Origin of the sequence: Collimonas sp. OK307, assembly GCF_900113705.1 — a bacterium.
Lineage (GTDB): Bacteria > Pseudomonadota > Gammaproteobacteria > Burkholderiales > Burkholderiaceae_D > Collimonas.
On record NZ_FOQI01000001.1, the window covers coordinates 426,607 to 438,398 of the forward strand.

The following is an 11,792-nucleotide window of genomic DNA, read 5'->3' on the forward strand; positions in this document are numbered from 1 at the left end:
GTGCGAGGCAATAGTTAATTCAATTCATTCTATGGGTAAAGCAGCCATGGTGTTGCGCCCCGCTCGGAACACTACACCAATCGCCAACGCATTGATCAGCGATTGATCATCGGCAGATTCAGGCCATGTTCTTTTGCAGTGGCGATTGCGATGTCATAACCGGCGTCGGCGTGGCGCATCACGCCCGAGGCGCAATCGTTGACCAGTACTCGCGCCAGGCGCTCGGCCGCAGCGTCGGTACCGTCGGCCACAATCACCATGCCGGAATGCTGTGAGTAACCCATGCCAACGCCGCCGCCGTGGTGCAGGCTGACCCAGGTAGCGCCGCCGGCGGTATTCAGCAACGCGTTCAGCAACGGCCAGTCGCTGACGGCGTCGGTGCCGTCTTTCATCGATTCCGTCTCGCGGTTAGGACTGGCTACCGAGCCGGTGTCGAGATGGTCGCGGCCGATCACGATAGGTGCTTTCAACTCGCCATTCCTGACCATCTCGTTGAACGCAAGGCCGGCGCGGTGGCGCTCACCCAGGCCGAGCCAGCAGATACGCGCCGGCAAACCCTGGAAGGCGATGCGTTCGCGCGCCATGTCGAGCCAGCGATGGGTGTGTTTATTTTCTGGAAACAGTTCTTTGATCTTGGCGTCGGTCTTGTAGATGTCTTCCGGATCGCCCGACAGCGCCACCCAGCGGAACGGTCCCTTGCCTTCGCAAAACAGCGGACGGATATAAGCCGGCACAAAACCGGGGAAATCGAAGGCGTTTTTAACGCCCATGTCAAACGCCACCTGGCGGATGTTATTGCCGTAATCGACAGTCGGGATGCCCATGGCCTGGAAATCGAGCATGGCTTGCACGTGCACGGCACAGCTCTTGGCGGCGGCTTCGGTCAGTTCTGCATGCTTGGTCTGGTCGCGCTGGGCAGCCTTCCACTGCGCTACGCTCCAGCCGCTCGGCAGATAGCCGTTGATAAGATCGTGTGCGGAAGTCTGGTCGGTTACCAGGTCCGGCTTCAAACCACCGGCTTTGGCGCGGCGCACCAGTTCAGGCAGGATCTCGGCAGCGTTGCCCAGCAAGGCGATCGACACCGCTTCTTTGGCGGCGGTGTGCTGCTTGATCAGCGCGATGGCGTCGTCGATGTCCTTGGCCTGCTTGTCGACATAGCGGGTGCGCAGGCGGAAGTCGATACTGCTTTGCTGGCATTCGATGTTGAGCGATACCGCACCGGCCAGCGTCGCCGCCAGCGGCTGTGCGCCACCCATGCCGCCCAGGCCGGCGGTCAAGATCCACTTGCCGCCCAGATCGTTATTGAAATGCTGGCGGCCGGCTTCGACAAAAGTCTCGAAAGTGCCTTGCACGATGCCCTGGCTGCCGATGTAAATCCAGCTGCCGGCGGTCATCTGGCCGTACATGAACAAGCCCTTGCGGTCGAGTTCGTTGAAATGTTCCCAATTGGCCCATTTCGGCACCAGGTTGGAATTGGCGATCAGCACGCGCGGCGCATTAGGATGGGTCTTGAACACGCCCACCGGCTTGCCGGATTGCACCAGCAGCGACTCGTCGTCGTTCAACTCTTTCAACGAGGCCAGTATCTGGTCGAAACAAGCCCAGTCGCGCGCGGCACGGCCGATGCCGCCGTACACCACCAGGTTTTTCGGGTCTTCAGCCACCTCAGGGTCGAGGTTGTTTTGCAGCATGCGGTAGGCGGCTTCGGTCAGCCAGTTCTTGCAGTTCAGCTGGCTGCCGCGCGGCGCACGGATCACACGAGTAGGATCGAAGCGAGGATCGAGATTGTTAGTCATGATAGTTTCCTTTTAATATATATATAAAGAGTAGACACATTGCGGCAATCCGCCGCTTGAATTTAAAACCCGTTTGAAATCCGTTGAAAGCCCGTTGCAAAACCGTTACGACGCCCGTGGCAGCACCATCACGGGTACCGGCGAAGCCTGGATAATCTTGTTAGCGTTAGAGCCCAGGAATACACGTTTGAGCACTCCCATCCGGCTTGATCCCAGGATCAGCATCTCGCCGGGTAACCAGTCGAAACTGCTGAGGGCTTCTTCCCAGGTTTCTTTCACAGTAACGGCGATCGCCACCGGCGGTTGCTGACGGGTCAGTTGTTTCTTCACCCGTTCGAGCGAGGCCAGCGCCTGTTCGCGCCAAGCCTCGGCCAGGCTTTCCTCGGCTTGATAGCCGATCAGCGGCGGGTACATCTGGCGGTCTCGCACAGCAAAGCTGACCAGGCGCAACGGCGCCTCCATCGCGGTGGCGATGCCGAGCGCTTCGAGCACCGTGCCGCTGGCAGCCTCCAGCCCCGAATAGGCACAGGTGAATCGCCCTACTACTGCACTCGCGCTGGCGCTGTAGCCGCGTGGCGCGATGGCAATCGGCAGCTCGGAGCTGTGCATGATTTCACCGATCATGCCACCGATCGAGACACGTCCCTCAGGGCCGTTGCGCGCAGAACCGAGCACGATCAGATCGGCGTTTTCCTGTTTGGCGGCCTCCAGCAAACCGGCGCTGGCCGAAGCCGAGGCGAATTTGATGTAGCGCGCATTCGGCGTGGCGCCCAGCAAAGCCTGTGCCTTGTCGATGGCGGCTTGGGTATGCTGCGCCAGGAAGTTGCCGTACTCGACGTCGAGCCTGGCCAGCGACGGATGGCCCCAGGCTTCCGGCGCCACCACGCAGACCACCAGCGACCAGCCATGTGCACGAACCCAGGTTCGCGCCAAAGCCAGCGCTTCTTCACCCGCGGCGTCTGGCGTATAGCCAACCAAACAGGTTTGCATGATTCAAATCCTTTTTAAGGCAAGTTTAGAGTTATGGATGCCATACATGGCGTAGCCCAGCACCGTAAAGCCGATCCACGCGGCAAATATGGTGTAAGTCACATTGCTTAAGCCCACCACGATCCAGGCACAGGCAACCACGCTCAGACCCGGAATCACCCAAGGTCCGAAAGGCAAGGTGAACCCGCGCACCAGTTCGGGAGATTTACGGCGCATGACCGTCACTCCGATAGAAACCAGGGCGAAAGCCACCAAGGTTCCCATGCTGACCATATCCCACAGATAGCTTGAATCCACGAATCCGGCAATCAAACCCACCATGACCGACACGATCAATGTGTTCGCCACCGGCGACAGGGTTCGCGGGTGTATGGTTTGGAAAATCCTGGGAATCAAACCATCGCGGCCGATCACGAACAAGATACGGGTTTGACCGTAAATCAGTACCAAGGTCACGCTGAACACCGAAATAATGGCGCCGGCAGACAACAAAATGGCAGGCCATTTTTGCCCGGTAACGTTTTCCAGAATTGCTGACAAACCAGCCTCCTGTCCGATAAAGGCCGCCACCGGTTGCGCCCCCATGGCAGCCGTCGCCACCAGGATATAGGCTGCCACCACAATCAGCAGCGCCAACATGATGCCTAACGGCACATTGCGCTTCGGGTTATCGGTTTCAGCACCGGCCGTAGCCACTGTATCGAGTCCGATGAACGAGAAGAAGATAGTGCCTGCGGCCGGAACAATCCCCATTCCCTTCTCGCCAGCATGTCCAAGCATCCCGTGCGGGTTGAAGGGAACAAAATTATGGCTATTGAAAGCGGTGAACGCCATCACGGAAAAAAATACCAGGATGGCAATCTTGATGAGCACCATGATGCCATTGACCGTAGCCGATTCTTTGGCGCCGCGCAGCAGCAAAAGACAGCACATGCTGACTAGAATGATAGGCGGCAGATTGAAATTACCCCAATGCATTTCAAGGCCGTTCGCACCGCTCACCATTAACGGGCTGCGCAAATGCAGCGGGATCGACCAGCCGATCGCGTGTTGCAAAAAATTATTTAAATACTCAGACCAGCCGATGGCCGTGGCGCTCGCAGCCAGTGCGTATTCAAGCAACAGGCAAGACCCTACGATATATGCTGGAAATTCGCCGACACTGACATAAGTATAGGAATAGGCAGAGCCGGAGGCCGGAATGAAGGACGACAACTCGGCGTAGCACAGCGCCGTCAAGCCAGCCGCGATACTCGCAATCACAAAAGACCAGATCACCGCCGGCCCCGCCTTCGGTACCGCTTCGGCCATCGCAAAGAAAATACCGGTGCCGATGGTAGCGCCGACGCCCAGCATCACCAAAGAAAACAAGCCCAGGCTACGCTTCAGTTCGCCGCTGCCATGGTTTGTGCGCGCATCGTCGTTGATTGATTTTTTTCGTATCAGCGCGTTTAAAAATGCATTCATTTTGTCTCCTGGAAGGATTTGGAACATGTGATTTTGTTATTTTTTTATCTGGCCGGGCACTGCGCCTTCCTAGCTAAGCATGCCCGCAAAAATCGACATGCCGATTATTTGATCATACAAATATAATCTTTATTAAGCTAAATGTATATACAAATAGTACGTATGCTAAACTCATGTGTCAAGACAATCCAAGTTTTTTTCTTGGTCAGAACCCTGGGAAATGAGCGCCAATATGCCGCAAAAAAACAACAAATCACGGTCTTTACAGGACCGCACGCCATGACGTCCGATACCCTCCCGGCCTTCCAGCGCATCAAGGCCTATGTATTGAGCCAGATCCAGGCCGGCATCTGGAAAGAAGGCGAAGCGATCCCGACCGAGGAAGCACTTGGGCGCGAATTCGGGGTGTCGCGGATGACAGTGAACCGCGCCATCCGCGAGCTCAGCGATGAGCAGATTGTGCTACGGGTACAAGGTTCCGGGACGTTTGTGGCGCAGCAAAAATACCAGTCCACACTGGTCGAAATCCGCAACATTGCAGAGGAAATTGCGGCACGCGGCCATGTGCACCGCAGCGAGCTGCAACAACTGGAACGCTGCAAAGCCGACGAAGCCCTGGCCCGCCAGTTCGGACTGCCGACGCAGCAAAGCCTGTTCCATTCAGTGGTGGTGCACTTTGAGAACGCCTTGCCGATCCAGGTCGAAGACCGTTATGTCAACCCGGCAATCGCTGAAGATTATCTGGCGCAGGACTTCACCAGTCAGACGCCAAATGCCTACCTGATGCGCGTGGCGCCGTTGCAAGGGGTGCGGTTTGCGATTGAAGCTTGCCTGCCGCCGGCTGAGATTGCGGAGCTGCTAGGCATGGCCGCGCAAGAGCCTTGCCTGGTACTCAAACGCCGCACCTTGTCGCAGGGGCAAGTGGCGTCGGTGGCGTCGTTATGGCATCCGGCTTCACGTTATCAATTTACCGGCAGCTTTTGATTTGCAACCCGGATTTTCCGCTCGGCAGCAGCAATGTTGTCGAAGCGGTAAAATTCAGATTCTGCAATTTCAAACTTCTTTCATGTCGGCGCCCCCAACTTCAATCGACCCCAGCACCCCGCCCGCAAGCTGGGCTGATCTACTCTCCGGACGCAATGCCTTACGTTCCATCACGCTGGCCGGCGGCATCGGCATGCACGCCACCAATGTATATATCGTCACCACCATCCTGCCATCGGTAGTCAAGGATATCGGCGGCCTGGAATACTATGCCTGGGCCACTTCATTGTTTGTGGTGGCCTCCATCATCGCCGCCGGCGTGGCTTCGCGGCTGGTCGAATGGATCGGCTATCGCCCCGCCTGCCTGTTGGCACTGCTGGTGTTTTCGCTGGGTTCCGCCGGCTGTGCGCTGGCGCCGCATATGGTCTGGCTGCTGGCGGCACGTACCGTGCAGGGCTTTGGCGGCGGGGTTCTGGTGGCGCTGTCTTATGCCATGATCCGGGTTGTGTTTGCGCCACCATTATGGTCGCGGGCAATGGCGTTGATGTCGGGCATGTGGGGGATTTCAACATTATCCGGCCCCGCCATCGGCGGCATGTTTGCGCAGGCCGGCAGCTGGCGTGGCGCGTTCTGGGCGCTGTTGCCGGCAGCTGTCGTGCTGGCGTTTCTGGTGCAGTTCACGCTGAAGGTGCCGGCAGAAACACGTTCTGAGGAAAAGCCGAACAGCATTCCAATTTTGAAAATATTGCTGCTGGCAGCGGCGGTATTGTCGGTCTCGGCGGCCAGCTTGTTCAGCAGCGCCATATTGAATGTCGGCGGCATCGTATTTGGGATTGCCTTGATCGGATTGATTGCCTGGCTGGAGCAGCGTGGTGGAACGCGCTTGCTGCCGAGCGGCGCATTTTCCTTGCGCAGCCGCATCGGCGCCCTGTACGCGACCATGATCCTGATGATCCTGGGATTGACCACTGAAATCTACGTGCCGTATTTCTTGCAAGTGATCCAGGGGCATTCACCGCTGCTGGCCGGCTATCTGACCGGCATCATGTCTTGCGGCTGGACTCTGGCGGCCCTGCTGTTTTCCAGTTACAGCGGTGCCCGTGCGAGGTTTGTCATGAAAGCCGGGCCGCTGGTAGTGATCGTTGCGCTGCTGGCCCTGTCGTTCATGCTGCCGTCAACCGCGGTGATGAACGACTACGGCCTGCTGCCCCTGTGCATCGCACTGGTACTGGTCGGCTTCGGCATAGGCATGGGCATGCCGCATTTGATGGCGAAGATATTAAGCAGCGCGCATCCGGACGAAGGCAGTCTGGCGGCCTATTCACTCACCACCGTGCAACTGTTTGCCACCGCCATCGGCGCCGCCCTGGCAGGCATGGTGACATCGCTGGCCGGACTGGCCGATCCGGGCGGCTTGCCCGGTGCTGAAAATGCGGCACAATGGTTATTCATCTGCTTCGCAGCGGCGCCGACACTCGCGTTCTTCGCGGTGCGGCAAGCGTTGCGCTTTAATGCCCCGGTTGCAGCGACCGCAGTACCCGGCCTCGCGCGCAACGAACAATTACAGGGACCTCAGTCATGAGCAGTACGCCTCCGAAAGCACCGGTTTCCCAACTCAAGGCCAGTACTGAAACCGTCACCAGCGTGCATTACTGGACCGAGAAACTGCTGTCGTTCCGCAGTACGCGTCCGACCGGTTACCAGTTCACACCAGGCCAGTTTGCCCGGCTCGGCGTGGTGGCCGGCGATGAAACACTATGGCGTGCCTACTCGGTCACTTCGGCGGTTACCGAAGACGAACTGGAATACTTCCTGGTGCAAGTCCCCGGCGGCCTGTTCACCGAACAGCTGAAAGACCTGAAGCCAGGCGATCCGATCCTGGTTGAAAAATTCAGCTATGGTTTCATGACCGCGGACCGCTTTGTGGATGGCGAAGATTTGTGGATGCTGGCCACTGGAACCGGTCTTGGCCCGTTTATCTCGATCCTGCAAGACCCGGCGGTATGGAAAAAATTCCGCAACCTGATTCTGGTGCACTGCGTAAGAAATGCCGACGAGCTTGCCTATCAGGAGTTGCTGTCCAAACTGCACCTGCGGCCGGAACTGGCGGCCGGCGGCGCGCGCCTGCAACTGCTGCGCTCCACCACACGCGATACGCAATCACCTGATGCAGGCAATCTGCAAGGCCGCATCACGACCCTGCTGACTAGCGGTGAACTGGAAGCGGCGGCGGGCCTGCCTATCACGGTAGAAGCCTCGCGCATCATGATGTGCGGTAATCCGGAAATGATTACCGCAACCCGGGAGATTCTCTATGAGCGTGGCTTGCGCCCTTGCCGGCGGGCGGTGCCGGGCCAATTCGTGACAGAAGATTATTGGTAACCGATATTATTTGACGAAGATCGGTACTGACAGACGATTGCCTTTTGTATCGACGACGCTGGACATCTCGTGCACTACGCGGGCCTGCACGCTATCCGGCAGGCGGATATAGTCCAGGCTGTTCGCCAATTCATCGCCTTCCATGAAGGCCCAGGTAAAAAATTGTATGACCGCGGCAGTACGTTCCGGCTGACCGGTAACACGCGGCACGTAGATGTAAGTGGCGCCGGTGATCGGCCAGCTTCCAGAGCCAGCTTTATCGGTCAGCATTTCCTCGAAATTCCCGGTATTTTTCCAGCCGCTGTTTGACAACGCCGACTTGAATGACAATGCATTCGGGTGAACGTATTGCCCGTCGCGGTTCTTGAGTTGCGCATAGTTCAGGTTGCTTTCGACCACGTACGCATATTCTGCATAACCAATCGCACCCGGCGTTCTCTTCAACGTCGCCACCAGATCATTCGTGCCTTTGATGGCCTTTACATTGGCATGCCAGGCGATAGTGAAATTGCTGCCGTACTGCGTTTTCCATTCCGGATTGACGCGGCTGAGGTAGTCAGTGAGCGTAAAGGTTGTGCCGGATCCGTCGGCGCGCGCCAGTGGCTGGATGCGTAAATTAGGCAGCGCCAGCTTTGGATTTTCTTTGGTGATGGCAGCGTCGTTCCATTTTTCTATCTTGCCGGAATAAATGCCGACAATAATGTCCGCGTTCAGATGCAACTCGCCATCCTTGATGCCCGGTAAATTCACAACCGGCACCACCCCCGAAATCACGGTAGGGAAATCCAGCAAATTGAATTTCTTGAGATCGGCGGTCGACATGGGGGCGTCGCTGGCGCCGAAATCGCTGGCATTTTCCTTAATTTTCTTGATGCCGCCGGAGGAACCGATGGCTTCATAGACCAGCTTGTTGCCGGTTTTCTTGGTATAAGCTTGTTGCCATTTCGCATATAGCGGCGCTGCTGCGGTAGAACCGGCGCCGGTGATATCGACGGCTTGGGCCGTGCTAAAACCGAGCACGCAGGAAAAAAGAACGATGTATTTCAACATTTTCGACCTATGGAGTTATTAATCAGGCAGCTAGTTGGCAAGTATCTAGCAAAATTGGCGGATGCAATTGTGCCACCAACCGCGGCTTTGTTGGCAGATGTCGGATAACGCCGGCAAAAAAGCAACATGAGCAGCTGACCGACACCAACATTCCTGAGTGTGATAACGAACAGACGTCGGCCAACCCACGTTTTAGTCTTTAAGCTAGCGAGACCATATACGCGCTACACGCGTGTTTTCCCAGGAGAGCGATATGAACGAACAATCTGAGTTGAGTGATTTAGCGAGCGCCTTGTTACGAGGTTTGCAGGGACCACCAAAGAGGAATAAAGACTACGCCAGGGTCGCCGAATATGCCGCCACCATTTTCGGCATGTCTGTCCACGACATATCACCAAAGTCATTCCACGAAAACGTTAACGACATCATGATTTTTTTCAAAGGATTCGTTAAATATTGCGGTTCGGCAGTCGGGCTTACTGACGATGAATGCGCTGACGCATTTGAGGTATTTTTTGTCGAAATCACAGGCTTGCCACATCAAGACGGAGCAATGACTTTCAGTGTCCTGGACAGGATGGCCAAAACACCAGAAGGCATTGCACTAATTGAAGCGGGACAACTGGCGGCTTACGATTGCCAGGAAGGCAACATCACTAAAGCAACGGCGGCACTGGGCAAAGCACTTGGGATTTAATGTCACGCGTCACATCCAGGAAATTGCAGAGTCAGTGGTTGGTACCTGCGTGGTACCTGCAAGTGCTGCCCGAATATAAATTGTGCGCGAATAGTCCGCTATTGACGAACTATTTTGCCAATATGGGTGGCAGCAGTCTATCGCACTCTTTCTTGACCACCGCATAACATTCACACGTTCTTTTTTCTAATCCCGGACGGTCCAACACGGTTATGCGCCCGCGCGAATAATGAATCAGCCCGGCCGCCTGCAAACGGGAAGCAGCCTCCGTCACGCCTTCACGGCGCACGCCTAGCATGTTCGATATCAATTCCTGCGTCATCACCAGTTCATCGCCCTCCAGACGATCCATGCTCAATAGCAGCCACCGGCATAACTGCTTGTCCAGTGAATGATGCCGGTTGCACGCTGCTGTCTGCGCCATCTGAGTCAACAATGCCTGGGTATAGCGCAATAATAAATGCAGTACCGGGCCGGCACGATCAAACTCTTCTTTCATCGCTTGCGCGGTGAGCCGGAACCCGTGCCCCCCACTTTGCACGACAGCGCGACTAGGCGTAGATCCGCCTCCCATAAAAAGTGAAACCCCGATCAGACCTTCATTTCCAACAACGGCAATTTCCGCCGACGCCCCATTTTCCATTTCATACAATAACGAGACAATGGCAGTAACTGGAAAGTATGCGTAGTCCAGTGTCACACCTGGTTCATAAAGTACTTTACCCAGGGTTAATTCGACTACTTCCAGTTTCGGGAGCCAGCGTTGAAACTCAGCTTCGGGCAGAGCGGCAAGCAACTGGTTCTTTTTGGGGTTAAACGACTTGGTCATGGGGAAGCTTTAAGGTAAGGCTGGCGGTAGCGCCAGCCCTTTGTTTCTTTTTTTTCTTTTCTTTTCAACCAGTGTTTAGGATTCTGTGAAATTTCCTTTATAAAAATCTTCGCTGCGCTTATCTCAAAATGAGAAACAAGATAAGGACAATAACAACGGTACCTAGGCCTATATACATTTGGATCTCCTACGATGATTGATATGGAGCCCCTATCTGACCGCGGAAACAGAGCCGGGTCTGTACGCTAGGGGACATAGTGAAAATCGCATCGGAGTCAGCACTTCTCGAAATTTATTCTTGCTAATGTGCACTGACGCACAGACCGCGCTTATGCGCGCGCGCAGGCTTGCCTTAGCGTGTGCCAAAACCTTGGCGCGATGCTTCGATCCATGAGTCATAAAAATTACCAGGAGCTACACATGAACAAAGATCAAGTCAAAGGCCGCGTTAAAGAGGCAGAAGGCAAAGTGAAAGAAGTTACCGGCAAGGTCATCGGCAACAAGGATCTGGAACAAAAGGGCATTATTGAAAAAACCGTCGGCCAGGTTCAGGCAGACTATGGCGACCTGAAGCGCGACCTCAAAAAAGATCGATAACTTCATTCTCTTGTAATCCCGACTACCCCTCCTCCGTCACCACTAAATTTTCCCTAGCAACGTGGGTTCTTACCCGTTGTTTAGCCCTTGTCCACACAAGGGCTTTTTTTGATTTCCGTTTCCGCCGTATTTCAAGACGGGACGTGAAAGATTACTACCCAAGATGCTTTCAACAAAATGAAAAAAAACGTGGCCGGAAGCCACGCTTTTTCTTTTGTTCCTTTACCTCTACCTATTTAGCGGCGACGATGATAGCTGATGTATCCACGCTCTTCACGCCCTTAACCTTTTCAGCGATGTCCTTCACGTGATCAACGGCATCCTGCGTTGCCAATGCACCGCTCAATACCACCACGCCGTGGGTTGTTTTCACACTGACGTCAAAGCCCTTGGTCACGCTGTTCGCCATGATTTCGGATTTCACCTTGGTGGTAATCCAGCTATCGGAGACAACGCGCTTGGTCTTGGCGACGCTTTTGTCGACCTTGTCTGCAGCCACGCCGTTGGATGGCGTGGTCAGGTTATTGTCAACGCTCTTGACGCCGTCCACCCGCTTGGCGACAGCCTCGGCCGTAGATTTTGCGCTGGCGCTGCTGACTTCACCGTTTAGCGTTACTACGCCATTGGTGGTTACTACGCTGACGTCTGATTTATTCATGCCGTCAGTTGTCATCAGCTTTGCTTTGATGGTAGCGGTGATGGCGGTATCTGTCACCGTAGCACTCACGCCGTCGCTGTGGGCTTGCGGCGCTGCGGCATCCGTTGAGGCGGCAATTGCCGCGCCACTGGCAAGACTGGCGCCAAAAGCGGCAATGATCAAGGCACTGCGAAGGGATTTCTTATACAAATGTGACGTATTCATGCGGTTTCTCCGGTTTGCCGTCTGCACGGCTGGCGTTACAAAAATGTGAATCGGCAAGGTTCAGCTGAGTAGAAAACAAGTTGATTCGTTTTCTATCGCATATAGAGCATCACTGATGTCCGTAACGTAAGTTTTCCG

Annotated in this window: 11 protein-coding genes; 5 read left to right on the forward strand and 6 right to left on the reverse strand. The window is 55.4% G+C overall.

Annotated features, from left to right (window positions below):
* Positions 1-95: 95 nt before the first annotated feature.
* The 3 genes from hutU to BM205_RS01895 all read right to left on the reverse strand — a co-directional run bounded on the left by hutU (position 96) and on the right by BM205_RS01895 (position 4,253).
* Positions 96-1,796: a urocanate hydratase gene (hutU, locus tag BM205_RS01885; protein ID WP_092411968.1), complete on the reverse strand. Its 1,701-nt coding sequence runs from the start codon at positions 1,794-1,796 to the stop codon at positions 96-98.
* A 105-nt stretch (positions 1,797-1,901) separates the two neighbouring features.
* On the reverse strand, positions 1,902-2,786 hold the full coding sequence (locus BM205_RS01890) for a universal stress protein (RefSeq protein WP_092411969.1): 885 nt from the start codon (positions 2,784-2,786) through the stop codon (positions 1,902-1,904).
* Between the two features lie 3 nt (positions 2,787-2,789).
* Positions 2,790-4,253 (reverse strand): amino acid permease, encoded by a 1,464-nt coding sequence (locus BM205_RS01895; protein ID WP_092411970.1) that lies wholly within the window; start codon positions 4,251-4,253, stop codon positions 2,790-2,792.
* A 279-nt stretch (positions 4,254-4,532) separates the two neighbouring features.
* Here BM205_RS01895 and hutC point away from each other — a divergent pair, with 279 nt between their 5' ends.
* The 3 genes from hutC to BM205_RS01910 all read left to right on the forward strand — a co-directional run bounded on the left by hutC (position 4,533) and on the right by BM205_RS01910 (position 7,619).
* Positions 4,533-5,237, forward strand: coding sequence for a histidine utilization repressor (gene hutC / locus BM205_RS01900; RefSeq protein WP_092411971.1), 705 nt, complete (start codon positions 4,533-4,535; stop codon positions 5,235-5,237).
* Between the two features lie 82 nt (positions 5,238-5,319).
* A complete protein-coding gene (locus BM205_RS01905; protein ID WP_092411972.1) occupies positions 5,320-6,819 on the forward strand; it encodes an MFS transporter in 1,500 nt (499 codons plus the stop codon).
* Positions 6,816-7,619: a ferredoxin--NADP reductase gene (locus BM205_RS01910; RefSeq protein WP_092411973.1), complete on the forward strand. Its 804-nt coding sequence runs from the start codon at positions 6,816-6,818 to the stop codon at positions 7,617-7,619. Before BM205_RS01905 ends, BM205_RS01910 begins: the two co-directional genes overlap by 4 nt.
* A gap of 6 nt (positions 7,620-7,625) precedes the next feature.
* Here the strand turns inward: BM205_RS01910 and pstS are convergent, their stop codons facing one another.
* Positions 7,626-8,669: a phosphate ABC transporter substrate-binding protein PstS gene (gene pstS / locus BM205_RS01915; RefSeq protein WP_092411975.1), complete on the reverse strand. Its 1,044-nt coding sequence runs from the start codon at positions 8,667-8,669 to the stop codon at positions 7,626-7,628.
* 253 nt (positions 8,670-8,922) lie between these two features.
* Here pstS and BM205_RS01920 point away from each other — a divergent pair, with 253 nt between their 5' ends.
* Positions 8,923-9,366: a hypothetical protein gene (locus tag BM205_RS01920; RefSeq protein WP_092411977.1), complete on the forward strand. Its 444-nt coding sequence runs from the start codon at positions 8,923-8,925 to the stop codon at positions 9,364-9,366.
* A 109-nt stretch (positions 9,367-9,475) separates the two neighbouring features.
* Here BM205_RS01920 and BM205_RS01925 read toward each other — a convergent pair whose 3' ends face one another.
* Entirely contained in the window at positions 9,476-10,195 is a 720-nt protein-coding gene (locus tag BM205_RS01925) for a Crp/Fnr family transcriptional regulator (protein ID WP_092411979.1), read from the reverse strand.
* A 420-nt stretch (positions 10,196-10,615) separates the two neighbouring features.
* Here BM205_RS01925 and BM205_RS01930 point away from each other — a divergent pair, with 420 nt between their 5' ends.
* Positions 10,616-10,792: a CsbD family protein gene (locus tag BM205_RS01930; protein ID WP_092411981.1), complete on the forward strand. Its 177-nt coding sequence runs from the start codon at positions 10,616-10,618 to the stop codon at positions 10,790-10,792.
* 232 nt (positions 10,793-11,024) lie between these two features.
* Here the strand turns inward: BM205_RS01930 and BM205_RS01935 are convergent, their stop codons facing one another.
* Positions 11,025-11,654, reverse strand: a complete 630-nt coding sequence (locus tag BM205_RS01935) for a BON domain-containing protein (RefSeq protein ID WP_092411982.1) — start codon at positions 11,652-11,654, stop codon at positions 11,025-11,027.
* Between the last annotated feature and the right edge of the window lie 138 nt (positions 11,655-11,792).

What these genes read in the sequence shown, in the direction of transcription:
- BM205_RS01925 (WP_092411979.1), bottom strand. Translation starts at nt 10,195, where the DNA reads ATGACCAAGTCGTTTAACCCCAAAAAGAACCAGTTGCTTGCCGCTCTG.
- BM205_RS01930 (WP_092411981.1), top strand. Translation starts at nt 10,616, where the DNA reads ATGAACAAAGATCAAGTCAAAGGCCGCGTTAAAGAGGCAGAAGGCAAA.
- BM205_RS01920 (WP_092411977.1), top strand. Translation starts at nt 8,923, where the DNA reads ATGAACGAACAATCTGAGTTGAGTGATTTAGCGAGCGCCTTGTTACGA.
- BM205_RS01905 (WP_092411972.1), top strand. Translation starts at nt 5,320, where the DNA reads ATGTCGGCGCCCCCAACTTCAATCGACCCCAGCACCCCGCCCGCAAGC.
- BM205_RS01895 (WP_092411970.1), bottom strand. Translation starts at nt 4,253, where the DNA reads ATGAATGCATTTTTAAACGCGCTGATACGAAAAAAATCAATCAACGAC.
- BM205_RS01935 (WP_092411982.1), bottom strand. Translation starts at nt 11,654, where the DNA reads ATGAATACGTCACATTTGTATAAGAAATCCCTTCGCAGTGCCTTGATC.
- BM205_RS01910 (WP_092411973.1), top strand. Translation starts at nt 6,816, where the DNA reads ATGAGCAGTACGCCTCCGAAAGCACCGGTTTCCCAACTCAAGGCCAGT.
- pstS (WP_092411975.1), bottom strand. Translation starts at nt 8,669, where the DNA reads ATGTTGAAATACATCGTTCTTTTTTCCTGCGTGCTCGGTTTTAGCACG.
- hutU (WP_092411968.1), bottom strand. Translation starts at nt 1,796, where the DNA reads ATGACTAACAATCTCGATCCTCGCTTCGATCCTACTCGTGTGATCCGT.
- BM205_RS01890 (WP_092411969.1), bottom strand. Translation starts at nt 2,786, where the DNA reads ATGCAAACCTGTTTGGTTGGCTATACGCCAGACGCCGCGGGTGAAGAA.
- hutC (WP_092411971.1), top strand. Translation starts at nt 4,533, where the DNA reads ATGACGTCCGATACCCTCCCGGCCTTCCAGCGCATCAAGGCCTATGTA.